This window comes from Streptomyces lucensis JCM 4490, from assembly GCF_014650035.1.
GTDB classification, from domain to species: domain Bacteria; phylum Actinomycetota; class Actinomycetes; order Streptomycetales; family Streptomycetaceae; genus Streptomyces; species Streptomyces lucensis.
In genome coordinates this window covers 244986-269575 of the sequence record NZ_BMUE01000007.1, presented here as the reverse complement: position 1 = coordinate 269575, position 24590 = coordinate 244986, and the positions used below count along the sequence as shown (strand labels likewise).

The 24590-nt window shown below is 68.8% G+C and carries 23 protein-coding genes and 3 pseudogenes; 18 read left to right on the top strand and 8 right to left on the bottom strand.

Going from position 1 to position 24590, the window contains the following annotated elements:
- Positions 1–125 precede the first annotated feature (125 nt).
- On the bottom strand, positions 126–788 hold the full coding sequence (locus IE177_RS18430) for a TetR/AcrR family transcriptional regulator (protein ID WP_190016438.1): 663 nt from the start codon (positions 786–788) through the stop codon (positions 126–128).
- A 55-nt stretch (positions 789–843) separates the two neighbouring features.
- Here IE177_RS18430 and IE177_RS18425 point away from each other — a divergent pair, with 55 nt between their 5' ends.
- The 5 genes from IE177_RS18425 to IE177_RS34935 all read left to right on the top strand — a co-directional run bounded on the left by IE177_RS18425 (position 844) and on the right by IE177_RS34935 (position 4853).
- Positions 844–1929, top strand: coding sequence for a DUF2855 family protein (locus tag IE177_RS18425; protein ID WP_190016437.1), 1086 nt, complete (start codon positions 844–846; stop codon positions 1927–1929).
- A 70-nt stretch (positions 1930–1999) separates the two neighbouring features.
- Positions 2000–2548, top strand: coding sequence for a histidine phosphatase family protein (locus IE177_RS18420; RefSeq protein WP_229816113.1), 549 nt, complete (start codon positions 2000–2002; stop codon positions 2546–2548).
- Between the two features lie 207 nt (positions 2549–2755).
- Positions 2756–3073 carry an MDR/zinc-dependent alcohol dehydrogenase-like family protein gene (locus tag IE177_RS18415; RefSeq protein WP_229816112.1) on the top strand — a complete coding sequence of 106 codons (318 nt, stop codon included), beginning with the start codon at positions 2756–2758 and terminating at the stop codon, positions 3071–3073.
- Positions 3070–3864 (top strand): SDR family oxidoreductase, encoded by a 795-nt coding sequence (locus IE177_RS18410; RefSeq protein ID WP_190016436.1) that lies wholly within the window; start codon positions 3070–3072, stop codon positions 3862–3864. Before IE177_RS18415 ends, IE177_RS18410 begins: the two co-directional genes overlap by 4 nt.
- Before the next feature lie 755 nt (positions 3865–4619).
- The gene (locus IE177_RS34935) at positions 4620–4853 is read left to right on the top strand and encodes an SCP2 sterol-binding domain-containing protein (protein ID WP_229816135.1); all 234 of its coding nucleotides are present in this window, start codon (positions 4620–4622) and stop codon (positions 4851–4853) included.
- Between the two features lie 61 nt (positions 4854–4914).
- On the opposite strand, the gene IE177_RS18400 is transcribed toward IE177_RS34935, so the two are convergent.
- Genes IE177_RS18400 through IE177_RS18395 form a run of 3 tightly spaced genes read right to left on the bottom strand, consistent with a single transcriptional unit; the run spans position 4915 to position 6608 of the window.
- Positions 4915–5736 (bottom strand): SCO6745 family protein, encoded by an 822-nt coding sequence (locus IE177_RS18400; RefSeq protein WP_190016435.1) that lies wholly within the window; start codon positions 5734–5736, stop codon positions 4915–4917.
- Between the two features lie 46 nt (positions 5737–5782).
- Positions 5783–5977, bottom strand: a complete 195-nt coding sequence (locus IE177_RS35590; RefSeq protein ID WP_308431572.1) for an alpha/beta fold hydrolase — start codon at positions 5975–5977, stop codon at positions 5783–5785.
- A 22-nt stretch (positions 5978–5999) separates the two neighbouring features.
- Positions 6000–6608, bottom strand: coding sequence for an alpha/beta fold hydrolase (locus tag IE177_RS18395; protein ID WP_308431571.1), 609 nt, complete (start codon positions 6606–6608; stop codon positions 6000–6002).
- A gap of 236 nt (positions 6609–6844) precedes the next feature.
- Between IE177_RS18395 and IE177_RS18390 the strand changes: the two genes are divergently transcribed.
- The 10 genes and pseudogenes from IE177_RS18390 to IE177_RS18345 all read left to right on the top strand — a co-directional run.
- Positions 6845–8044: an acetyl-CoA C-acyltransferase gene (locus tag IE177_RS18390; protein ID WP_190016434.1), complete on the top strand. Its 1200-nt coding sequence runs from the start codon at positions 6845–6847 to the stop codon at positions 8042–8044.
- 10 nt (positions 8045–8054) lie between these two features.
- On the top strand, positions 8055–8684 hold the full coding sequence (locus IE177_RS18385) for an HAD family hydrolase (RefSeq protein WP_229816111.1): 630 nt from the start codon (positions 8055–8057) through the stop codon (positions 8682–8684).
- Positions 8685–8827: 143 nt separating this feature from the next.
- Complete coding sequence (locus IE177_RS18380) at positions 8828–10351, top strand: AMP-binding protein (RefSeq protein ID WP_190016432.1); 1524 nt, start codon at positions 8828–8830, stop codon at positions 10349–10351.
- 83 nt (positions 10352–10434) lie between these two features.
- Positions 10435–11127: a TetR/AcrR family transcriptional regulator gene (locus tag IE177_RS18375; RefSeq protein WP_190016431.1), complete on the top strand. Its 693-nt coding sequence runs from the start codon at positions 10435–10437 to the stop codon at positions 11125–11127.
- A gap of 141 nt (positions 11128–11268) precedes the next feature.
- Entirely contained in the window at positions 11269–12087 is an 819-nt protein-coding gene (locus tag IE177_RS18370; RefSeq protein WP_190016430.1) for an SDR family oxidoreductase, read from the top strand.
- A gap of 44 nt (positions 12088–12131) precedes the next feature.
- Positions 12132–12896, top strand: coding sequence for an enoyl-CoA hydratase-related protein (locus IE177_RS18365; protein WP_229816110.1), 765 nt, complete (start codon positions 12132–12134; stop codon positions 12894–12896).
- Entirely contained in the window at positions 12883–14112 is a 1230-nt protein-coding gene (locus IE177_RS18360; protein WP_190016428.1) for an acyl-CoA dehydrogenase family protein, read from the top strand. The genes IE177_RS18365 and IE177_RS18360 overlap by 14 nt, the downstream gene beginning before the upstream one ends.
- Before the next feature lies 1 nt (position 14113).
- The gene (locus IE177_RS18355) at positions 14114–14896 is read left to right on the top strand and encodes an SDR family oxidoreductase (protein WP_190016427.1); all 783 of its coding nucleotides are present in this window, start codon (positions 14114–14116) and stop codon (positions 14894–14896) included.
- Between the two features lie 76 nt (positions 14897–14972).
- A pseudogene (locus IE177_RS35735) lies at positions 14973–15921 on the top strand (phosphotransferase family protein).
- A 128-nt stretch (positions 15922–16049) separates the two neighbouring features.
- A pseudogene (locus tag IE177_RS18345) lies at positions 16050–16549 on the top strand (transposase); the annotation flags it as partial.
- 311 nt (positions 16550–16860) lie between these two features.
- Here the strand turns inward: IE177_RS18345 and IE177_RS18340 are convergent.
- From IE177_RS18340 to IE177_RS18330, 3 genes are all read right to left on the bottom strand, one after another.
- On the bottom strand, positions 16861–17313 hold the full coding sequence (locus tag IE177_RS18340; RefSeq protein WP_190016570.1) for a DUF6069 family protein: 453 nt from the start codon (positions 17311–17313) through the stop codon (positions 16861–16863).
- A gap of 176 nt (positions 17314–17489) precedes the next feature.
- On the bottom strand, positions 17490–17750 hold the full coding sequence (locus tag IE177_RS18335; RefSeq protein ID WP_190016569.1) for a hypothetical protein: 261 nt from the start codon (positions 17748–17750) through the stop codon (positions 17490–17492).
- A 140-nt stretch (positions 17751–17890) separates the two neighbouring features.
- Complete coding sequence (locus IE177_RS18330) at positions 17891–18304, bottom strand: DUF6069 family protein (protein ID WP_190016426.1); 414 nt, start codon at positions 18302–18304, stop codon at positions 17891–17893.
- Positions 18305–19625: 1321 nt separating this feature from the next.
- On the opposite strand from IE177_RS18330, the gene IE177_RS18325 reads away from it, so the two are divergent.
- The 3 genes from IE177_RS18325 (at position 19626) to IE177_RS18315 (ending at position 23775) form a co-directional block, all read left to right on the top strand.
- Positions 19626–20903: a nucleotide sugar dehydrogenase gene (locus tag IE177_RS18325; protein WP_190016425.1), complete on the top strand. Its 1278-nt coding sequence runs from the start codon at positions 19626–19628 to the stop codon at positions 20901–20903.
- Complete coding sequence (locus IE177_RS18320) at positions 20900–22585, top strand: glycosyltransferase family 2 protein (RefSeq protein WP_190016424.1); 1686 nt, start codon at positions 20900–20902, stop codon at positions 22583–22585. The genes IE177_RS18325 and IE177_RS18320 overlap by 4 nt, the downstream gene beginning before the upstream one ends.
- An 89-nt stretch (positions 22586–22674) precedes the next feature.
- Positions 22675–23775, top strand: a complete 1101-nt coding sequence (locus tag IE177_RS18315; protein WP_190016423.1) for an LCP family protein — start codon at positions 22675–22677, stop codon at positions 23773–23775.
- A 416-nt stretch (positions 23776–24191) separates the two neighbouring features.
- Here the strand turns inward: IE177_RS18315 and IE177_RS35915 are convergent.
- Positions 24192–24490 (bottom strand): annotated as a pseudogene (locus IE177_RS35915) (tyrosine-type recombinase/integrase); the annotation flags it as partial.
- Positions 24491–24590: the final 100 nt, after the last annotated feature.

The window sequence follows — 24590 nt, the reverse complement described above, 5'->3', positions numbered from 1 at the left end:
TCTCCTGACTGTCCGACTACCGTCGGCTCAGTCCCCGCTACGAGCGCAATCCTCGGAACTACCCCGGGAACCCGGCTGCACAGCAGACCGCGCGCCGGCTGATGTTCCCTGGCCCGCGGGCAGGCTCAGTCCCGCGGCATGCGCAGCGCATTCGTCCAGAGCCTGGTGACGGTGTCGACCAGCGTGTCGAAGGGCAGGGATTCGGCCAGGGCGAAGGTCGCGTACGCGAGCCGGCTGACCATCGCGCTCAGGGCTCGGGCGGTGATCTCCGGGTCGAGCTCCGGGTCGGCGAGGCCCGACTGCTGGAGGCGGGCGATGGCGGCGGCGCTGCGGTCGATGAACACGCGCGAGCGTTCCAGCCTTACGCGCACGAACTGCGGATCGATGGCGGCGGCCTGTTCCATGGCGGCCATCAGGCCAGCGTTGCGGCGATAGGACTCCAGATAGGCACGGTTGGCGTCCTCGACTCCTCGCCACAGGTCCTTGCGCTCGCCGTCGCCCTCGTCACCGCCGTCGCTGACTCCTGCGTGCAGCATCTCGTCCTGCAGCCGCGCGAGGACGGCGGCGAACACGTCCTCCTTGGATGAGAAGTGTGTGTAGAAGCTGCCGGTGGCCACTTTCGCCTCGGCTGCGATGTCGACGATGCGGGCGTCCAGATAGCCGTCCCGCTCGAAGATCCGCCGGGCCGCGGTCACCAGGGCGTCGTGGGTGCGCATGCCGCGCGGGGTACGCGTCCCGGCCGGCTGGGGCTGCGCGGGCTGTCCGGTTGCGAGGTCGGGGGAGGCCATGTGCGCATCCTAGCCCAGTATTGAATCCGAATCCGGTTTCAAGTACGTTCCGGACATGGACAACACCACCGCTGACACGTCCTGGAACCTGCTCGTTCGCCGCGACGACCTGTCCACCGCGGAGCTGGCCGACGCCCCCGTGCCCCAGGTGCGGGACGGCGAGGCGTGGCTGCGCGTCGACCGGGTCGGCCTGACCGCCAACAACGTCACCTACGCCGCACTCGGCGACTCGTTCCGCTACTGGGAGTTCTTCCCCTCCCCCCGCGCTGGGTGGGGCATCGTCCCCCTGTGGGGCTTCGGCGATGTCGTCGCCTCCCGGGTCGAGGGCATCGAGACCGGTAGCCGCTACTACGGCTACTTCCCGTCGGCGAGCCACCTGCTGGTCCGCCCCGACCGAGTCGACGAGCGCGGCTTCCGCGAGGCCAGTCCCCATCGCGTGTCGCTGCCCCGGCCGTACAACGCCTACGCCCTCACCACCGGCGACATCGCCTACGAAGCTGGCCGGGAAGATCTTCACGTTCTGTTCCGCCCGTTGTTCTGGACCTCGTTCATGCTGGCCGACTGGCTCGTCGACAACACGTTCCTGGGCGCGAAGACCGTCGTCCTGTCCTCCGCGTCGAGCAAGACGGCCTACGGCGCCGCCCACCTGCTGAAGGGGCAGGGGTGCGAGGTGGTCGGCCTGACCTCCCCGCGCAACCTGGCTTTCACCGAGGGCCTCGGCTGCTACGACCGGGTGCTGACCTACGAGGACGTCTCCCGGCTCCCGCGCACTCCGACGCTGTACGCCGACTTCGCGGGCGACGAGCAGCTGTCCGCCCGGCTGGGCGCCCGCCTGGGTGACTTGCTGGTGCACCAGGTGGTCGTCGGCATCACCAACCAGGAACCCGCGCCCGCCGGCACCCTCGCGGAGACGGGGCCGGCCATGTTCTTCGCCCCCGACCAGATGCGCAAGCGCATCGGCGACTGGGGACGGGAAGGGCTGGACCACCGATTCGCCGACGCGTGGAGGGAATTCCTGCCGGTGGCCGAGGGGTGGGTCGACATTGGGCACAGCAGCGGCCCGCAGAGCCTGAAGCGGGTCTGGCACGAGGTCCAGTCGGGGCGGACCTCGCCGCGCACCGGCCACATCATCACCCCGTAGCCCGCGCGGTCCCGCTCGACGTGCGCCCATCGCGCGCGGCCGCCCTCCGCCGCCCCTCGAAAGGCCCCGCATGCCGGTCATCCACCTCGTACGGCACGGCCAGGCGTCGTTCGGTTCACCGGAGTACGACGGCCTCTCGGAACTCGGGCTGCAGCAAGCAGCCGTCGTCGGCGCCAGCTGGCGCGGCGCGGGCTGCGCGATCCGCTCGTCGTCTGCGGGCACGCTGCACCGCCAGTACGACACGGCCGAGCTGCTGATGAAGGCGGCCGGACTCGGCGGCGCCCCAGCCCGAGACCCGCGCTGGAACGAATGCGACCACCTCCGCCTCCTCGACCGCCACGGACCGACGACCCTTGGGGCCCTCGCGGATTCCCGTGACCCCGCGCAGCACCTGCTGGACCGGGCGCTTCGGGCGTGGATGAACGAGCCGGACCCGGACGACGACGGCTGGACGGACTTCTCTCAAGGGCCTTCGCGGCCCTGGGCGACCTGCTCGCCTCCCTCGGCCCCGGCCGTGGCGCCGTGGTGGTCAGGTCCGGAGGAGTTCGGGGCGCCCTGTGCGGCAGGCTCCTCGGCGCATCGGCCGCGGGAGCCGTCGGCCTCAACCGGGTCGCGGTGAGCGCGCCGGCACCGCGCTCGTAACCGGTGGATCCGGCATCAGCCTGCTGGCCTTCAACGACCACTCCCACTTTGCCGGGGAACGCCGAAACCTGCCGACCTACCGCTGAAGGGCAGGACCCGTTCTCGGCGTGTGGCACACGTCACTACCCATTACATACCCACCGGTCGGTACCCTCCGCGTGGACCGTGAACGACAGGAGCCGTGATGTCTGCGACCAATCGCCAGATCCGTCTGGCCGCTCGTCCCCTGGGCGATGTGAAGCCCGAGGACTGGGAGCACCATTCAGAGCCTGTGCGGGAGCCGGGTCCGGGCCAGTTCGCGGGCCGGACGCGGGTCATCTCGCTGGATCCGGCAATGCGGGGCTGGCTGGACGACCGTCCCTCCTATCTGCCGCCGGTGGGGATCGGTGAGGTGATGCGGGCCGGGTCGGTGATCGAGGTCACCGTGGACGACTTCCCCGAGACTCTGCAGATGCTCTTCCGCGGCGAGAACGTCGGCAAGCTCCTGCTGGAGCTGGCATGACCGCCACCGAGGCCCTCCGGGGAGGGCAGACGGACGGCGCCGCCCTCGCGGGCAAGGTGGCGATCGTCACCGGCGGTGCCAGCGGACTCGGCCGGGCCACGGCACTCGCGCTGGCGCAGGCCGGGGCGCGGGTGGTCGTCGCGGACGTCGATGCCGGGGCTGGCCGCGAGGTTGCTGACCTGGTCGGCGGCGCCTTCCGTGCGTGTGACGTGTCCGACCTGGACGCCAACCGTGCGCTGGTGGACTTCGCTCAGGAAGAGTACGGCGGTGTCGACATCGCATTCCTCAACGCGGGCGTGATGACCGGTTGCGGGGTGGGTGAGGACTTCGACCTGGCGCGCTACCGCCGGGCGATGGGCGCCAATCTCGACGGTGTGGTGTTCGGTACACACGCGGTGCTGCCGGCGCTGCGTGCCCGCGGTGGCGGGGCGATCGTGGCGACCGCGTCCCTGGCGGGTCTGGCGGCGGTGCCGCTGGATCCGCTGTATGGGGCCAACAAGCATGCGGTGGTGGGGCTGGCGCGCTCGCTGGGGCCGGCTTTGGCGCCGGACAACGTGCGCTTCAACGCCGTCTGCCCCGGGTACGCCGAGTCGCGGATCATCGATCCGCTGCGCGGCATGCTGTCCGAGCAGGAAATGCCGATCATCCCGGCCGAGGTGGTGGCGGACACGGTGCTGCGGATCGTCACCGGCGACAGTACGGGGGAGTGCTGGTTCGTCCAGGCAGGCCGCGAACCGGAACCGTTCCGCTTCCGCACAGTTCCCGGCCCGGGCAAGCCCGCCGGCGTCTGAGGAGACTCACGGCAGCCCGTATCCGCCACGGGCTGCCGGTGTCCATGCTCGGCGGTGGCGGTGGCGGTGGCGGCCGAGCCGCACGAGGCCGGGGCAGCCGGGCCGTCTGGCCGAGCCCCGGCTGCTCTGGACGGACGGGAAGGCCGACCTTCGGCAGGCGACCACAAAGTCCCGCGCATGACGTCGATGACCCGCTCGCCCTCTGCGGTGCGCTGCAGGCGTCGAAGGCCATCCTGCATCCGGACGGGATGCCCCTACTGCCTCAGGGGAGCCAGTTCACGCTCACCTTCGCCATCGCCGGAGTGTATTCGGCCTGGTGATCGCCGTTGCCCTCGTCGAATCAAGTCCGCACACGCGCCTCGTACGCTCGTCCAGCGCTGGTTCTCGATCCTGCTGCGGGTGCGCATCCAGGAACCCCGCGCAAGCGTGAAGTGGACCTGCGGCTCCCGGAGCAGGAGGACGGATACGCCGTCTGGCTGGCCGATAGCGCGACCGTGGCCGCAGACGGCTTCGCCGCCACCGACCCGGACCTGCCGAGGTGGGCGTGGGGCTTGAGACCCGCGCGCCCGCTTCTGGGCCCGACGCATGCTCTGCGAGATGTTGCTGCACCGCGCCGACGCCGAGCTCGCACTCGGCCTCCGGCCCGTCGTTCACCGCCCGGCCGCCGTCGACGGGATCGACGAGTTCCTCGTCAACCTGCCCTTCACCACCTCCTTCGCCCTTGAGGTGGCCAACCTGCGCGGCCCGACAAGACCATCCGCTTCCGCACGACCGACGGAGACGATGCCTGGCTCGTTCACCTGCGGCCCGACGGCTTCGGACTGGACACGTCCAACCCGGCCGCGGACACCGCTGACGCGACGGTCCGGGGAACCGCGGCCGACCTGCTCCTGCTCGTTTACGGCCGCCTGGCCTACGGGGCTGAGGCCCTCGCTCACCAGGGGGACGAGCACCTGCTGGCCCACTGGTTCGCCGGCTCCGCCTTCTGAGGCCGTGCATGGCCGCCAGTTCCATCGGATGACGCACGAGGCGGAGGGGACGAGGGCCCGGTCAGCCGACCTTGAGGAGGCCGGCTTCGACGACGGCGCGGCCGAAGGGGCTCGCGAGTTCGGCGAGACGCTCGCAGTCGGCGTCACCCAGGGCGCCGTAGGCGGGAAGGGCCAGGTGATCGGTGCGGTCCTCGATGTGCCGGCGCAGGGTCGCGCCTTTCGGGCTGAGGGAGTCTCCGTCGAGGAGCCCTTGCTTGCGCAGGCGCTCCTCGGCAGCGGCCCACTCCTCCTCGGGCCATGCGCGGCTGGCCCTGAGGAAGTCGACGGGACCCTCACCGGTGGCGGCGTGCAGAATCAGGGCCTCCAGGCCCCCGACGCCCTCGCTCAGCAAGCACGCGACATGGCCGTCTCCGCGGAACTCCCGGAGCAGTGTCTGGGCATGCCACAGCTGCAGTACCGGCTCCTGGGGCCAGGGCAGTGCGGCGTGCGCGGCGAACAGTGGGCGGCCCTGTGCGTGTTCGCGGGCCGCGTCGGCGGCCCGGCGGGTCAGTGCCAGCACCTCGTCCAAGTGGGGCAACTCGTGGATTCCCGCCCGTCGCAGGGCTTCGCCCGCCGCGGCATACCGCGCGTCCAACACCTGCTGCGGGGTCGTGGTGTCCCAGGCCCCGTCGACCGCCTTCCGTACGAATTCGGGGTTGAAGTTGTAGAAGGTCGAGATGACCAGCTCGGCGGACGCCGGGCCGAACGCGGCGCTCCGGGAGGTGAAGTACCCGGCCCGACCGCTCAGGCCGAGGTCCGTGTACCGTCGCCTTGCCTCGGGGGCGAAGTAGATCATGGCGTGGACGGGCTCGAGGCGGCGCCAGGCCGCACGCGCACTCTGCATGGGGTTACCTTTTCTGAGAGTCGACGACAGGGTTCTCGCTGCGGGTTCAGTGCTTTTCGTGCGTTCGGAGATGGCCGAGCAGAAGGCGGCTCAGCGTTTCGGTCGCCTCCTCGGGGATCCAGTGGCTGACGCCCTGGAGGGTCTCGAGCCGGTACGGCCCGTTCACCCATCGCTCGGTCTCCTGCGCGGCTGCCGGGCCGAACGCGCTGTCGTCCGCGCTCCAGACGTACAAAGTGGGCACGTCGATGATCCCGATCGCGCGTTCAGGGCGGCCGGCCCTGTACCAGTTCAGCGCGGCGGTGAGAGCGCCCGGCCGGGTAGGCCTCGACGCCGTCCTGCGGGACCTTCCCGGCGTAGAGCGCGCGGAGTTCCCGGGCGTCGTGGGCGAGCAGGCGCTCCTCGGTAGCGGGAGTCTCGCGCCAGTCGATCATGTAGTGAGAGCGTCTGCGCTGATCCTGGTCGGTGCGCAGGGTGGTGGCCAGAGCACCGGGGTGCGGGGTCGAGACAACCGTCAGGGTGCGTACGCGGCCGGGGTGAGCGTCCGCGGTCCACCAGGCCACCGCGCCTCCCCAGTCGTGGCCGACCAGGTCGAACGTCGCCCAGCCCAGTTCCTCCGTGATCGCGACCACGTCGTCGACGAGAAGGCTGATGCGATAGTCCTCGGGCCGCTGTGGGCGGGCGCCGGGGGAGTACCCACGCTGGTCGGGTGCCACCACCCGGTATCCGTGTGCGGCCAACGCCTCGATCTGCCGCCGCCACACCAGCCCGGTCTGCGGCAAGCCGTGCAGGAGCAGTACCGGGCGGCCCTCGGACGGACCCGCCCCGATCGCGTCGAATACGCCCGCACACGTGGAGACGCTCAGCTGACTCACGACCATCCCTTCGTACCGACTGGTCGGTACCCTGCGGGCGAGAGAGTGGACTGTCAAGGGCCGTCGAGGTTGAACTTGACGCCGGATTCAAATATAACCGGTCGGAAGGCCGACCCTGGCACCCCGGTTGGCGGTCGGCACCGCCTACCGGCAATAGAGCCCGGCTCGCGGAGCGCGGCGTTCAGGCCCAGCCCCCCCGCCCGACGACCCGGACCAACAGCAAACAGTGAGGCGACATGAGGGAAGCAGTCATCGTTTCGACGGCACGGACGCCGATCGGAAAGGCGTACCGCGGCGCGTTCAACGACACCCAGGCGCAGGAACTTGCCGCCCATGCCCTTTCGCACGCGGTGCAGCGCGCCGGGCTCGAGGGCGGCGAGGTCGAGGACGTCATATTCGGCTGCGCCGTGCAGCAGGGTTCCTCAGGTGTCAATGTCGCGCGTCAGGCCGTTCTGCGTGCCGGACTTCCGGACACCGTGTCGGGGATGTCCATCGACCGGCAGTGTTCGTCCGGCCTCATGGCGATCGCGACCGCCGCCAAGCAGATCCTCGGCGACGGTATGCAGATCGCTGTCGGCGGCGGTGTCGAGTCGATCTCCTTGGTGCAGAACGACCACATGAACACCCACCGTGCGGCGGATCCCTGGCTGATCGAGCACAAGCCGAGCATCTACCTGCCGATGCTGCACACGGCGGAGATCGTCGCCGAACGCTACGGCGTGAGCCGCGAACGCCAGGACGAGTTCGCGCTGGTGTCGCAGCAGCGCACCGCGGCGGCGCAGGAGGCCGGCCGGTTCGACCAGGAGATCGTCGCGCTCGACAGCGTCAAGAGGGTCCTGGACAAGCAGTCCGGGGAGGTGCGGGACGAGGCCGTGACCCTGACCCGGGACGAGGGCAACCGCGCGTCGACGACGCTCGAGGGCCTGGCCGGATTGGCGCCGGTGCTGCCCGACGGTCAGGTGACCGCGCATTCCAGCGTCACGGCGGGCAACTCCTCGCAGCTGTCGGACGGGGCCTCGGCGTCGGTACTGATGGAGTCGAAGGAGGCCGAGCGCCGAGGGCTGGAACCGCTGGGCGTCTACCGGGGGATCACCGTTACCGGTTGTGCGCCGGACGAGATGGGCATCGGGCCGGTGTTCGCCATTCCGAAGCTGCTGAAGCAGCACAACCTCACCATCGACGACATCGGCCTGTGGGAACTCAACGAGGCGTTCGCTTCCCAGGCCTTGTACTGCCGGGACGAACTGCACATCGACCCGGAGCGGTTCAACGTCAACGGCGGCGCCATCTCGGTCGGTCATCCGTACGGAATGACCGGTGCCCGGCTGGTGGGGCATGCCCTTATCGAGGGCAAGCGCCGGGGCGTCAGGTATGTGGTGATCTCGATGTGCATCGGCGGCGGAATGGGCGCGGCCGGACTGTTCGAGATCGTCTGAGGTGTCGCGCGTGACGGACAAGGCGCGAGCCGCGGTCCTCGTGGACTTCGGCGGGGTCATCACCTCCAGTGTGCTGCGGGCTTTCACCGACTTCGGCGCCTCGCTCGGCGGCGACCCGCGCCTGCCGTTGGACCTCCTCGGCCGGGACGAGGCATCGCGAACCCTGCTGGCCGACCACGAGTGCGGCCGTATCGACGCCGCAGCCTTCGAGCGAGGATTCGCCGAACGGCTCCGTGTCCACGGCGCCGACGTGGCGGCCGAGGGGCTCACGGCCCGTATGCAGGCGGGAATGTCGATCGACCAGGACATGCTCACGCTGCTCGGTGATCTCCGAGCCGCCGGCTGTCCCGTCGCGCTCGTGTCCAATTCGTTCGGTACCGGAACCTACGACGGCGTCGACCTCGCCACTGTGGCGGATGTGGTCGTCATCTCCTCCGAGGTCGGGATCCGCAAGCCCTCCCGGCGGATCTACGAGATCGCCTGCGAACGTCTCGGCGTCGACCCCGAGGAGTCGGTCATGATCGACGATCTGCAGCAGAACCTGGACGGAGCGTCACGGATCGGAATCGGGGGCGTACTGCACACCAGCGCCGCCGACACCCGCCGCCAACTCGCCGAACGCTTCGGGATCACCGCCTGACGATCCACCGACCGGGCGCAGTGAGGCCGGTCATCCGGCCACACCACCACCCGAGGACTTGACGCCGAAGCCAGGCCAAGTCAACTCATCGACGAGGGTGCGACCCACACCATCACCTGCTCAACTTCCGGAAGGCACCGCCCATGGCCAGCGTTTTCGATCCTGTGTGCCGCCACGCGGCCACCACCCCCGACAACATCGCACTGCGCGGCGCCACGGATCAGTGGAACTATCTTCAGCTGCGGGACGCGAGCGCACGCTACGCGGGGGCTTTGGCCGCCGCCGGGCTGTCCCCCGGGGACCGGGTGCTGCTCGCGGCGCCGTCGGTGCCCGAGTTCGTGGTGGCCTACCTCGGGATCCAGGCCGCGGGCTGTGTCGTGGTGCCGGTCAACACGATGTCCACCCGGGCCGAGGTCGAGTACGTTCTCGGCGACGCCGGATGCTCACTGGCTGTCGCATGGTACGGACTCGGCCCCGCTGTCATGGAGGCGGCCGAGGCGCTTTCGGTGCCCTCGTGGACGCTGTCCCCGGGCGCGTCGGTCACCGCTGCCCCTGCCGACGTCGTCGACCGGGACGGCGACGAGACCGCGGCCATCCTGTACACCTCGGGCACCACGGGGCGGCCGAAGGGGGCCCAACTCACTGTCGGGAACCTGCTGTCCGCCGGGGAGATCGGCGCCGAGTGCAGCCGCGCCACGAGCGCCGACCGTACCGGCACCGGACTCCCGCTGTTCCACGTGTTCGGCCAGGCGTCGGTCATGATGGCGACTTTGACCGTGGGCGGCTCGATGTCGTTGCTGGCCCGATTCGACCCGGCCTCGATGCTGGAGATGCTGCGCCGCGACCGGCTCACCATCATGGCCGGCGTTCCGACGATGTGGAACGCGATGCTGCTCGCGGCGGGAGACGCGAACCCGGCGGACTTCGCCGGGCTCCGCGTCGCCGTCTCCGGCGGCGCGTCGTTGCCGGGGGAGATCGCCCGGGCCTTCGAGGCCCGCTTCGGCTGCACCATCCTCGAGGGGTACGGGCTCACCGAGACCACCGCGTTCGGCACCTTCAACGACATCGACCGCGGCGGCAAGACCGGGTACACCGGCAGGGCGGTCCCCCGGATGCAGGTCCAGGTGCGCGACGACGACGGTAAGGAGTGCCCGCCGGGCACCGTCGGCGAGGTCCACATCAAGGGACCCACGGTGATGCGCGGCTACTGGAACCGTCCCGCGGACACCGCCGCGGCCATCTCGTCCGACGGCTGGTTCCGGACCGGCGACCTCGGTGAGACCGACACGGACGGCGACCTTCGCATCGTCGACCGCATCAAGGACCTCATCATCCGCGGCGGTTACAACGTCTACCCCGGCGAGGTCGAGGAGGTTCTTTACGAGCACCCCGACATCCTCGAGGCGGCCGTCATCGGTGTTCCCGACGACCACTACGGCGAGGAGGTCGCCGCGCTCATCGCGGCGCGGCCCGGTTCGGAACTCGGGGCCGCCGAGGTGTCCCGTTGGGCGCGAGAACGGTTGTCCGCCTACAAGATCCCGCGCATCGTCCGGTTCGCCGACGCGCTGCCCAAGGGGCCTACCGGGAAAATCCTCAAGCGGTCCATCGACCGTACCGCTCTGAGTCGCGACACCGCCGTGGGTGACGTTGCCGCCCGCCGCCCCTGAACCCGGAAACCAGGGCATCAGCCTGCACCGTCTGCCCCTTGGGATTTATGACTATGGCGTCGAATTCAAGTAAAGTCCCGGAGATGGACACCACTGCGCCCGAGGAGACCGACAGCGAGCAGGCGCCGCCCGTGGCGCCCTTCTCACAACTTCGCGAGCCGCCCACGACGCAGCGCGGAGCGCGGACCCGGGCCGCTTTGGTGAAGGCCGCGCGCAAGGTGTTCGAACGGGACGGCTACCTCGACACCCGCCTGACCGACATCACCAAGGAGGCCGGGTGCGCGGCGGGATCCTTCTACACCTACTTCGCCAACAAGGAAGAGGTGCTCGCCGCCGTCCTTCTGGAGGCGCAGGAGGACATGATGCATCCCGGCATGGGCCGGGTGCAGGGTACCGACGATCCCTATGCGGTACTCGAGGCGAGCAACCGCGCCTATCTCGCGGCATACAAGCGGAACGCGAAGCTGATGGCGCTGCTCGAGCAGGTCGCCCAAGTGGAACCGGAGTTCCGTGAGTTCCGAAGGCGGCGCGGGGACGCGTTCATCCGCCGTAACGCCCGCGGCATCGCCGACCTGCAGGCGCGGGGCGTCGCAGACCGTGAGGTCGATCCGATGATGGCGTCCCGCGCGCTGTCGGGAATGGTCAGCTCCATGGCCTACCACGCCTTCGTGCGCAGTGGAGAGCAGGAAGAAGGTGCGCCGGTGGACTTCGAGGAGCTCGTGGCCACGGTCACCCGGCTCTGGGCGAACGCCCTACGGTTCCCCGGCCACCGCTGAGCCGCCTGCCTCGTAGCCGCCCATCCCCTGGGGTTGGGCGGCTTTTCCATGGGTTTCCGTGTCGTCAGTTATTGAACTTGACGTCGGATTCAACTATACAGGTCGGACGTATCGCACACCCCGTCAACAGAGAGGGTTGCCGTGAACGTTGCACAAAGAGTCGCCATTGTCACCGGTGGGGGTGGCGGCATCGGCAGCGCGCTGGTCGCGCGGCTCGCTCGCGAGGCTGCCCGGGTCGTCGTCGCAGACCTCGACGCGGAGACCGCGCGGGCGGTGTCGGAGACGGTCAACGCCGATCATCCGGGAAGCACCGTCAGCGCCGGCGCGGACGTGTCGGACACCGAGCAGATCCAGCAGTTGGTCGACCTGGCGGAGAGCACCTTCGGTCCGGTCGATTTCTACTTCGCGAACGCGGGTATCGGCGGCGCGCTCGGCCTCGACGTGAGCGAGCAGGACTGGGACCGCTCGATCGACGTGAACCTGCGAGCCCACATCCGTGCGGCAAGGCTGCTGGTACCGCAGTGGCTCGAGCGCGGTGAGGGCTACTTCGTCAGCACGGCTTCGGCGGCCGGACTGCTCACCCAGGTCGGCTCCGCCACGTACGCCGTCACCAAGCACGCGGCCGTCGCCTTCGCCGAGTGGCTGAGTGTCACCTACGGCGATCGCGGGGTCCGGGTCAGCTGTCTGTGCCCGATGGGCGTGAACACCAGAATGCTGACCGCCGGGGAGGACTCCGGGGACGCGCTGGGAAGAGCCGCGACGCGGGCCGTCACCTCCGCCGGTGACGTCCTGGAGCCGGCCGAAGTCGCCGACGCCGTCCTGGCCGCCGTCGAGGACGAGCGCTTCCTCGTCCTGCCGCATGAGGACGTCCTCGAGATGTACCGGCACAAGGGTTCGGACTACGACCGGTGGCTGCGCGGCATGCGCCGGTACCAGAGTTCCCTGCTGGCGCAGGTATGACTGGCGCGCCGGACGAGCTCGTCCTCGCCGAACACCGAGGGCCGGTGCTGGTGCTCACGTTCAACCGGCCCGCCAAGCTGAACGCCTGGACCGACGCACTCGAGGACCGCTATTTCGCGGTGCTCGACGCCGCCGAAGACGACCCCGACGTACGCGCCGTCGTGGTCACCGGCGCGGGACGCGGGTTCTGCGCCGGAGCCGACCTGCAACAGTTGCAGGCGGTCGGCGAGGTCTGCGAGGCGGACAGGGCACGGCGCCGTCCGCGGGACATTCCGCGGACCCTGCGCAAACCGCTGATCGGAGCGATCAACGGGGTGGCCGCCGGCCTGGGCATGGTGGAGGCGCTCTACTGCGACATTCGCTTCGGGTCGCCCTCGGCCCGGTTCACCACGGCATTCGCGCAGCGCGGGCTGATCGCCGAGTACGGGATCTCCTGGCTGCTGCCCCGGCTGGTGGGGCACAGCCGGGCAGCGGACCTGTTGCTGTCGAGTCGCATGGTGGATGCCGAGGAGGCCTTCCGCGTCGGACTCCTCGACCACCTGGTCCCCACCGGCAGCGTAGTGGATGCCGCTGTGGCGTACGCCGCCGATCTGGTGAAGCGCTGCTCCCCGGCATCCATGGCCACCATCAAGAGCCAACTGAGCCACGACGCGGACGGCACCTACGCCGATTCCGTGACCCGTGCGGAAGGCCTCATGCTCCAGGCCTTCCGCGGATCCGACGTCATCGAGGGCGTGGCCAGCCACCTGGACAAGCGCCCGCCCAACTTTCCCTCCCTCCCCGTAAGGAGTTCGGATGTCCCTGTTTGAGATGTCGGACCGCGCCAAGAAGTACCGGGCGGATCTGCTCGAGTTCATGGGTGAGTACATCTACCCCGCCGAGGCGGTGTACCACGAGCAGATGCGTGCGTCGGGCGACCCGCACTTCCACCCGCCGATCCTTGAGGAGCTCAAGGCGGAGGCGCGCAGGCGCGGCCTGTGGAACCTGTTCCACCCGCACCCGAAGTGGGGCCCCGGCCTGACGAACCTCGAGTACGCGCCGCTGGCGGAGATCATGGGCCGCAGCCACATCGCCCCCGAGGCCTGCAACTGCAACGCGCCCGACACCGGCAACATGGAGGTGCTCACGCTGTTCGGTAGCGACGAGCACAAGGAGAAGTACCTCAAGCCGCTGCTCGACGGGACGATGGCCTCGGCCTTCGCGATGACCGAGCCGGCCGTGGCCAGCTCCGACGCCACCAACATCGAGCTGCGCATGGAGCGCGACGGCGACGAGTACGTGCTCAACGGCCGCAAGTGGTTCGCCTCGAACGCGATGCACAAGAACTGCAAGGTGCTCATCGTGATGGGCAAGACCGACCCCACGGCGGCCCCGCATCGCCAGCAGTCGATGATGGTCGTCCCGATCGACGCCCCCGGCGTCACTGTGGTCCGCAACCTCCCGGTGTTCGGGTACGCGGATCGCGAGGGCCATGCGGAGATCATCTTCGCGAATGTCCGGGTGCCGGCCAAGGACCTGCTCAAGGGGGAGGGCGAGGGCTTCGCGATCAGCCAGGCCCGGCTCGGGCCCGGTCGTATCCACCACTGCATGCGGGCCATCGGCGCGGCCGAGCGGGCGCTGGAACTGATGTGCCGGCGCGCACAGTCACGGGTGACCTTCGGTAGTCCGGTCGCCGAGCGGTCCAACATCCAGGACTGGATCGCGGAAGCGCGGATCGACATCGAGATGATCCGCCTGCTCACGCTCAAGGCCGCGTATCTCATGGACACGGTCGGGAACAAGGAAGCGCGCACCGAGATCGCGGCCATCAAGGTGGCCGCCCCCGACATCGCGTTGAGGATCGTCGACCGCGCGATTCAAGTGCACGGGGGAGGGGGAGTGACCGACGACTTCCCCCTGGCGATGATGTACGCGCATCTGCGGACATTGCGGCTGGCGGACGGTCCCGACGAGGTCCACAAGCGGGCCATCGCCAAGCAGGAACTGCGGCAGTACCGCGACGCGGCGACGGCGGCGGTGAGCTGAGATGGCAGGACTCGATCTCACCGGTCGCACCGCCGTCGTCACCGGGGCCTCGCGCGGCATCGGGCTGGCAATCGCCCAGGCCATCGCGGAGGCCGGCGGAAACGTCGTCCTCACCTCCCGCTCCCAGGAGGCGGCGGACGCCGCCGCCGCCCAGGTCAAGGGCACCGCGGTCGGCGTCGGTGCCCACGCGGTCGACGAAGAGGCGGCCCAGCGCTGTGTGGATCTGACGCTCGAACGCTTCGGCAGCCTGGACATCCTCGTCAACAACGCGGGGACCAACCCGGCCTACGGGCCGGTCATCGACCAGGACCACGGCCGGTTCGCGAAGACCTTCGACGTGAACCTGTGGGCGCCCGTCCTGTGGACGGGTCTGGCCACGCGCGCCTGGATGGGGGAGCACGGCGGGGCGGTCGTCAACACCGCGTCGGTCGGGGGTATGGCCTTCGAAGCGAACATCGGGTTGTACAACGCGTCGAAGGCCGCACTGATCCATCTCACGAAGCAGCTGGCGCTGGAACTCTCGCCGAAAGTCCGCGTCAACTCCGTGGCACCGGGCGTGGTGCGCACGAAGCTGGCCGCAGCTCTGTGGAAGGAGCACGAGCAGGCCGTGTCGGCGTCCACCGCGCTCGGGCGCATAGGCGAGCCTGCCGACATCGCCTCGGCGGTCGCGTTCCTCGTCTCCGACGCCGCGAGCTGGATCACTGGCGAGACCATGGTGATCGACGGCGGGCAACTGCTCGGTGACGCGCTCCCGTTCAGGCAAGGACTCGGCATCGGCGTCTAGCGCGGACATCGTCGGAATCGACGCCGGGGCGGTGGGCCGCTGATTCTCCACCCTCGGCGTCGACTTCGCCGGGACCTTGGCCTTCGAGCGGATCGGGCTGGGCCAGTCGAATCTGACGTATCTCGTACAGGATCAGGACGGCCGCAGATGGGTGCTGCGGCCCCCACCGCTGGGTCGCCTGCTGGCGTCGGCGCACGACGTGGCCCGCGAGGCGCGGATTCTGACCGCCCTGGAGAGCACCGCCGTCCCGATGCCGCGGGTGCTCGGGCTGACCGATCATCCCGCCGTGACCGATGTCCCGCTGCTGCTCATGGAGTTCGTGGATGGCGAGGTCGTCGACAGGATGTCGATCGCGCGGTCGTTGACGCCCGAGCGTCGCCGGGCGATCGGATGGTCGTTGCCGCGGACGCTGGCGAAGATCCACGCGGTCGATCTCGAGGCGACCGGGCTGACTGGTCTGGCCAGCCACAAGCCGTATGCGCAGCGTCAGCTCGTGGTCGGCCCAGTGGGAGAGGTCCAGGACGCGCGAGCTGCCCGCCCTGGAGGACCTCACCCGACGCCTCGTCGCGGCCGTGCCGGAGCAGCACGAACTGACACTCTTGCGCGGCGACTTCCATCTCCGCAACGTCATCACCTCCTACGACAGTGGGGAGGCGACCGGCGTGCTCGACTGGGAGCTGTCGACGCTGGGGGATCCCCTGGCGGACATGGGCAGCCTGCTGGCCTCCTGGCCGGCCAAGAGGGAGAACACCTCGGGCGACTTCGTCGCGACCACTCTTGACGGCTTCCCGCCCCGCGAGGAACTCGTGGCGGCCCACGCGGCGGCGTCGGGACGCGAGCTGACGGCGCTGGGCTACTGGCACGCGATGGGACTGTGGAAGGTCGCGATCATCGCGGAGGGCTTGATGCGCCTCGCGATGGACGAACCGCGGAACAAGGCCGCGTCCGGGACCCCGACCGCAGAGCGCATCGACGCACTAGTGGCGAAGGCGGCCCACGAAGTCGCCGACACGGCAGGGATCTGAAGCGATCGCCTGCCCTGGACTGCGAGACTCACGCACAGCAGAAAAGGAGCGGTGATGAGGCAAGCAGTCCTCGCATCGACGGCACGTACGCCGATCGGGAAGGCGTGCACGGGCGTGGCAGGGCTGATCGGCGCGCGCTCCTCGGTCTCGTGTACCTGCGCAAGCACGACGCCCTGGCCCAGATAGCCGTCGGCTTCGGCATCTCGATTGGCACCGCCCACGCCTATGCCACCGCGGTGATCGACCTCCTGGCCGCCCGGGCACCCGGCCTGCTGAAGGTCCCGCGCGAGCACGAACCGCAGTACGTACTGCTCGACGGCACGCTCGCCGAGTGCGACCGTGTGGGCGATGGCCGGGCCGACTACTCGCACAAGCATCGTCGCCACGGCGTGACCGATCCGATCGGGCAGGTGCTGTGGATCTCCCCGGCCTTACCGGTGCCACGACCTGACCGCGGCCCGCGCTCACCGGATCATCCGGATCTGCGAACGCCAGGGTGTCCCCGTCCTAGCCGGACCGCGCCTACCAGCACGCCGGCCTCTGGGCCACCACCGGGCGCAGAAGGCCGCCCGGCGGGCAGTTGTCCCCCACACAGCAGACGGTCAACCGGGCGCGGGCCGGATCCCGGCTCACAGAGTAAGCAGTGCCGACCTGGTAGCAGAGGTGCCCCTGGCACTCACTGCGCGCCCCCCACCTGCCCGTCCGGCGAGGAGAGAGCCGAGCACTACCTCCCGCCTTTGGCCAAAGATTTGCCACAGAGCTATGCGTTGTTGGTCAGTGGTCAGTCTTGAATCTCCCGGCACAACTTCCCCGGACCAGACTGGCCCATCCTCGCCACCCGCGTCTGCTTCGCCCTCGGACTCCCGCACCCGGCGACCTTCGCCGCGCTCGAACGACGGATCAGACACAGCTTCAAGCAGGACTTCCCGCTGAACGGCATCATCCCGGGGTCGGCTTGCTGTCATGTCCTCGATCAATCGGCGGTTCCGGGGCCAGGAGCGGAATGAGTACGGCGGCGACGGCCAGGTGCATCAGGGCCAGGATGGCCGTGGCGCCGCCAGATACCTGGAGATACGTCAGCGGGGTGAGTGACACCAACAACACGGCGACGGCCAGTCGGGTCCAGATGGTCGAGGCCCGGTCGGTATCGGTCAACAGATCCAACCCCTTTCGCGTCGCTGAGGCGAGCAGAGAGACCACGAGCGTGATACCGAGGACGTGGGGCAGGCTTACGGCCCGGGTCGGCCATCCGCCTCCGGGCCCGACGCGGAGTTCGATGCCCAGTATGTGGGCAACGGTCCACAGCAGGGTGGTGGCCAGGACAGCGCCGCCGGTCGCGCATGCGATGTGGCGCAGGCCCGGGGGGGCCGGTCGGCTCGGCGGGGTGGTCATCGGAATGCTCCGTCATGTACAGGTGCAAAAATGTCCAGCTGGTGACGAGGTGTAACCAATCGCGGCGCAACTTCGGAACCGGCTGCTCGGAGGGGAGGTCCTCCCGGTTGCGGGTGGCCTTCCGCAGCCGGGCGTTGATCCTTGTCTCCGGCGGGAATGCGAGGTAAGGCGTGAACTCAATCCGCCGACCGGGCCGCAGTCGTCTCCGCGGACTCGGCGGCGTTCAGCACCGCCGTGTCGTACGCGCCTTGCGCCTCCGTGGACATCTGCCGCCACTCCTCCGGCGACGGCTCACCACCCAGATGCACCGGTACCCCACGGCGGGCGTGCGACGACGGCCGACGACGCTCCTGGCGTAGCACCCACCAGATGCCCACCACAGCGATCACCAGCAGCGACACGGGGACCAGAGCCCCACCCAGACGGGCAGCAGACATGACGGCACCTCTCCTCGGCGGACAGCCGGTAGACCTGTCGCGGAGCGAATGTCCTAGAGCTCCGCATCCGGTACTTCGGGCCTGGAGCGCGGCCAGTCGGTGGGCCGATTGATTGACTTCGGCTTGTCGTCATGTCCTGATCAGTCGGCGTTTCTGGGGGCCAGGAGCGGAATGAGTACGGCGGCGACGGCCAGGTGCATCAGCGCCAGGGTGGCCCTGGCGCCGCCGGACGCCTGAATGAACGTCAGTGGGGCCAGTGACACCAGCAACACGGTCACGGCCAGTTGGGTCCACGTGGTCGGCGTCGGGTCGGTCAACCGGCCCAGTCCCCTTCTCGTCGCTGAGGCGAGCAGGGATGCGACGAGCGTGCTGCCGACGACGAGGGGCAGGCCGATGGTCTGGCTGGCCCATGCGCCTCCGGGTCCGACGCGGAGTTCGACGCCCAGGATGTGGGCAACGGTCCACAGCAGGGTGGTGGCCAGGACAGCGCCGCCGGTCGCGTACGCGGTGCGGCGCAGGTCCGGGGTGGCCGGTGGGGTGGGCGGGGTGGTCATCGGGATGCTCCGTCATGCGTGGGAGTACGGTCCCGCCGCCGTGCGGCGGGATACGACAGCGCGGTGCGCCGTCGAGAGGCCGGGGAGGAGATGGGCTGCCGTGCTTTCCGAAGGCTTCACCGCTGCGGCCGAGGGTGATGAGCACGCCGGACCGGCGGGTTGATCGCTGTCATTGAAATGCCGGGTCACGTTCCTGACGCCGGGCCTCACGGAATGATCGGGACGAGCGAAACGGCAGGGCTGAGACAAGACTGCTCGAGCCGTCGGTGACGGCGACCTGGGCGCCGCGCGCGGCGCACGTTCAACGCGATCGTGCCGTAACGCGGCGGGCGGTACCGCAGGCCTGGGCCTGGTGCGGAAGTAGGCGGTCGAGCGGGCCGGGCCGGCCCGCTGTGCCGTACGCCGGACGGGAGGCGACCGGAGTCAGGGTGGGCGGGGCGAAGAGAAGGTGGCTGTCAGGATCGTTCCAGGCGTACATGGTGATCAAAACCTTGAGTTGGGCAGCGGTTCCCGGTTCCTCGTCTTCCTTTCTAGGCGTTCCGCGTACCAGGCACATCGGGGGTTTTCCCTAGTCGCGCACCCTGGAGTGCCAGTAGTGCTTTGTTACGTTGGGTGATCTCTGCTGGCGGTGGGCATCCTCTCCGGTATGAGGTCGGGGGAGGTGAGACGGCTCCGTGGTGAGTTGTCGGGGAACGTTGCCGATGTGTTCGCTTCGGTGCAGCGGCGGTGAGGCGAGTGCTGTCTGCGGCGTCTGATGCCGGACGGCCGGCGCAAGTCGATCCGGCCGATGGCGAGCGGCTGCCGGACAGGAACATGCGGCTCTGCAGCAGTTCGTGAGCCAGTCGCGAGTTGCCCATCCGGAGGATGCCGAGCCGCACCGGCCCGCTCACGGCGGGCTCGGACCGCGCAGGCCTACTCATCTCGCCGATCTGTGACCACCTCCGCAAACGCGGTGGTGATCCCCCATCCCGGCGGACCAGCGGGGCCCCGGCTGCGACGCGGCAGCCGGGGCGGTAGACCGCCCCGGCTTTCGATCGAGAGGCCTACAAGCAGCGCAACACCGTCGAGCGGTACATCAACCGCCTGAAGCGACGGCGCGGTATCGCGACCCGCCGAGAAGACCGCAACCATCCACCTGGCCGGACTCCACATCGCTGGCATCTTCCTCTGGTCCGCCCGGTGATCCAGAGGAAGTCCCTAGTCCGCCCAGGTGTGCGACTAGGGAGAACCCCCGATGTGCCCGGTACGCGGAACGCCTAGAAAAGGAAGTGGTCAGGCGTTCGGCTGAGCCGAGGTAGCGCCCGTCGGAACAGGGTTGGGGATGAAGGTGAGCAGACCCACTGCGGTGGATCTCGTTGTTGTTGGACTCGGATACGTGGGGTTGCCGTTGGCCCGCTCCGCTACGGCGGCTGGGCTGAGCGTCGTTGGACTTGATCGCAGCCGTCGGGTGGTCGACGGCCTCAACTCCGGCCGCTCGCACATCGACGACGTCACCGATGCCGAGGTTCGCACGATGCTGGACCAAGGTTTCGAGGCGGTCAACAGTGCCGAGGCCATCGCCGGCGCCGCCGCGGTCGTCGTCTGCGTCCCCACCCCTCTCACCGACCATGGCTCTCCCGACCTGGGCGCGGTGCACGCCGCGGTCGACGACATCGCCGCCCATCTCGCTCCTGGCACCCTCGTGGTACTTGAGTCGACGACGTATCCGGGTACCACCGACGAGGTCGTACGGCCACGGCTCGAAGCCGGTGGCCTTCGGGCAGGCAGGGACTTCCATCTGGCTTTTTCCCCCGAGCGCATAGACCCGGGCAATCCCCGCTTCGGTTTGGAGAACACCCCTAAGGTGGTCGGCGGCATCACGGAGGACTGCACCAAGGCGGCACGCGCCCTGTACGAGCGTTTCGTGGGCAGCGTGGTGGAGGCGAAGGGCACGCGCGAGGCCGAGATGGCCAAGCTGCTGGAGAACACCTACCGGCACGTCAACATCGCGCTGGTCAACGAGATGTCTATGTTCTGTCGTGAGATCGGCGTCGATCTGTGGGATGCGATCCGGTGCGCGGCGAGCAAGCCGTTCGGGTTCGCACCCTTCTACCCCGGCCCGGGAGTCGGCGGCCACTGCATCCCTATCGACCCCAACTACCTGTCCTACAAGGTACGCTCCCTCGGTATTCCGTTCCGCTTCGTGGAGCTGGCTCAGGAGATCAACCACCGGATGCCCGTGCATGTGGTCAACCGGGCGGCCGACCTGCTCAACGATCAGGGCAAGGCGGTCCGCGGGTCGCGCATCCTGCTGATGGGTGTGACCTACAAGCCTGACATCTCCGACCAGCGGGAAAGCCCCGCGCTCGCGGTGGCCGAGCAGCTGAACGCCCGGGGCGCCGAACTGGCCTACTACGATCCTCGCGTGCCTGTCTGGACCGTGGGTGGATGCCCGATCGAGCAGGTGGAGGACTACCTCGCGGCGGCCGAGTCGGCCGATCTGACCGTCCTGTTGCAGCCGCACCGGGAGATCGACCTCGTTCTGCTGGCCGACCACGCCCGGCTCCTGTTCGACACTCGCGGCAAGTCCGCCGATCACCCCAAGGTGGTCAAGCTGTGACCACCAACGACACGCTCATACCTGGGGCGGCCGAGACCGACAGCCGTCAAGGGCACCGCAGACGCAGACACCTGAAGGTGTCGTACCTGTTCTTCGTGGGTTTCGCCGCACTGATCTTCACCCGGCTCGACGCCGGCTCCTTGCACCTGTATTCCATCGGCGCCATGGGGCTGCTGGCCGTCAAGATGTTCATGGCGCTGTTCTACCGTCCGGCCAAGGCGGACCGGCAGGGGCTGGAGTACCTGGAGCAGTCATGGGTCACCGCGGTCATCCCGATCTACAACGAGGATCCGGTGATGTTCGAGCAGGGCCTGCGCAGTCTGCTCGCGCAGAGTCGACCGCCCAACGAGGTCCACATCGTCGACGACTGCAGCGCGGATCCCGGTGGCATCCGGGTCGCGAAGAAGCTACGCCGCGAATTCGAAGCCACAGGCGTCAAGTACACCGTCAGCGTCCAGCCGGAGAACAAGGGAAAGCGCGAGGCGCTGGCCGTGGGCTTCGAGGCGGCCCCGTACTCCGACATCTTCCTGTGTGTGGACTCCGACACCATCCTGGCCCGTGACACCGTGCGCGAGTTGCTGCTTCCGCTGGCCGACGAGCGGGTCATGGCGTCCACCGGCATGGTCTTGGCCCTCAATCACGACAGCAACATCTTCACCCGCCTGCAGGACCTCAGGTACGGCAACTCCTTCCTCTTCGAGCGGGCCGCGTACTCGCAGCTGAGGTCTGTGCTCTGCTGCTGCGGCGCGCTCTCCGCCTACCGGGGCACGCTGGTACGCAAATACCTCCCGGACTTCCTCAACCAGCAGTTCCTGGGCAAGCCCGCCGTCTTCGGCGACGACCGTCGGATGACGAACTACTGCCTCATGGAAGGCCAGGTCGTCTTCCAGGAGACCGCCGTCGGCTACACGGCGGTGCCGGAGAAGCTTGCGCACTTCCTGCGCCAGCAGGTTCGCTGGAACAAGTCGTTCTTCCGCGAGTCCCTGTGGGCGTTCAGGCACCAGAAGAAGTACCGGCCCGCCTTCTGGCTGACCTGCATGGAACTGGGTTTGTGGCTGGTGTTCGGCACGGCGATGGTCTACTCGCTGTTCATCCTGCCGGTCCTCCACCCCACCTCCTTCTTCCACCACATCGGCGACTACGCCGTCTTCATGGTCCTCATGGGGTACCTGCGCAACGTGCGCTACCTCGACTTCCCTCGCCGCGGTATGGGCTTTGCCAAGCGGTTCGGCATGTTCCTGCTTGCGCCGCTGTACGGGTTGATCCAGTTGTTCTTGCTCACCCCGCTGCGCTTCTACGCCCTGCTCACGCTGGGCAAGGGCAGCTGGGGCACCCGGCAGGCAGGCGTCGAGGTGTCCGTAGGCGGAGCCGAGGCGGAGGTCACGGAGATCTTCGAAGAGGAGGACCCCTACTCCGACAAGAAGGTGACCGAGACACTTCAGCTGATGCGCCTGGAAGGTGTCGCACTTGCGCGCACCGCCGCCGCTCCGCGCCAGGCAGTTGTGCAAGAGCAGCCACTGCCCGCACTTCACCTCCACCAGCAGGGCTGGAGCGTTCCCCAGCAGCGGGTGACGTGGGGATCTTCTGTACCCGTCGAGCAGCCCTGGCAGGCACCCCCGCAGCCAGATCCTTCCCAGGACGAGCATCGGGATCCTCCCCGGCCCCACGGCCAGGGCTGGTAGCAGGCTCGGGAAGCAGGGCCGTACGGATGCCCTACGGCCCTGCTCAGCCAACACCGTTCGGAGCACGTCGAGCGAGGACTCGGATCAGCATGAGCAACATCTCCAGGCCGCAGCGCGGCCTCCGTAACGCCCCGCTGCGCCGTCGCGGCCGGGCAAGCACGCGCGGCCGCGGCCGCGCACGCCGGGGCAGAGGCCGCGCGGTCCTGATCACCTTGAGCGTTCTTGTCGCGGCCACGGCCGGCGCCGGGTATTGGCTCTACAGCAATCTCAACGGCAACATCAAGGGCGTCGACATCGAAACAGCCCTTGGCGACGACCGACCTGAGAGGCTCGCCGCTTCAGGACAGAACATCCTCGTCCTAGGCTCCGACTCCCGCGCCGGCGCCAACGCCTCCCTCCACGCAGGCACTGCCTCCGGCGCCCGCTCGGACACCGCTCTGGTCGTCCACATCCCCCAGGGCCGCACCCGGGCCGTCGCCGTGAGCATTCCACGCGACACCCTAGTCACCCGTCCCGAGTGCATCACAGCCGGCGGATCGACGCTCCCCGGTGCCCGGCGTGTGATGTTCAACTCCGTGTACGCGGTGGCCGGCCCGGCCTGTGTCGTCAAGACGGTGGAAGAGATGTCCGGCGTCCGGATGGACCACTACATAGAGATCGACTTTGCGGGATTCAAGAAGCTGGTGGACGCCATCGGCGGCGTGACGGTCACCGTCGATCAGGACATCCACGACCCGTACAGCGGTCTTAACCTGACCGCCGGCACCCATCGCCTGGACGGCACCCGGTCACTGCAGTTCGTGCGGACCCGGCACGGAATCGGAGACGGCAGCGACCTCGGCCGCATCGGCCTTCAGCAGCAGTTCCTCTTCGCGCTCATGAGTCAGATCAAGGAGCAGGATCTGCTGGGCAGTCCGGCAGAGGCCTACACGATCGCTGATGCTCTGACAGCGACCCTCACCACCGACTCCCAACTCGCCTCTCTCACCAAATTGGCCGAATTCGCCCGCAGTCTGAAAGGAGTCGATCCCTCCAGCACGCGGACGATCACGCTCCCGGTGGAGTACGACAAGAAGGATCCCAATCGGGTCATCGCCGCCCAACCCCAGGCGCACACACTCTGGCAGGCCGTCCGCACAGATTCCGCCGTACCCGTCTCGGCGACCATTTCCCCCACAACCGGCGGCTGACCAACGAGCGCCCTGTCAGGAAGCGACAGGGCGCGGCTCGTCACGGCGTCCGCGGCCGCCGTGACACTGCCCAACCGTCGGTGGACATCCCGCCGGCCCTGGTGCCCCCGTCCAGGGACTGCAGGAAGCCGAGTCCTCCGCTCGTTCACGCCGGAGTTCAAGTCGAGATCGTCGAGCTGCGCCGACGCGGTTACCGCTCGGTCGGTCAGGTCGCCAAGGGCTTCGACCCGTGTCCACCCTGGGCGTCACGTGATCTGGGTAAAAACCGCCAAAGCGAGCCGCCTTGACCGCTGTTCGAATCCTGCCGGGGGCACAGCCAGAAGGGCCAGCTCAGGGGGCCTCCCAGGCTGGCCCTTCGTCGTGCCCAAGGTCGTGCCACACGCGTGCCACTAGAGTCCACGCGGAGTCCACATCGCCTAGCCGGAGGCCCCTCCCCCGCCGTCGCTGATGGCCCCAAGCCGATTGGCGCTGGCCCGGTATCGGTCACTGGTCATGTGCTGGTAGATCAGCGCGGCACGAGAGCTGCTGTGCCCCATGCGAGTCATCAGCTCCCGTGTACTGGCGCCGCCGTCGAGGCCAGCGTGTCACGAGTGTGCCCAAGACCGTGGAAGTGCAGCGCGGCCGTGACACCCGCTGCCTTCCGAGCCTTCACCCAGTCGTCCCGGAAGTTGCTCTGCCGCAGTTGCCCGCCCTGCGGACCGACAAAGACCTGCCCTCGCGGTCGTGAGGGGAGCGGCGAAGTCACAGCCGCTGCCTCGGGTCCAGGCGGATCTGCGGAAGCAGGCTGCGCAGCATGTCGTGGCGGGTGGTGTCGA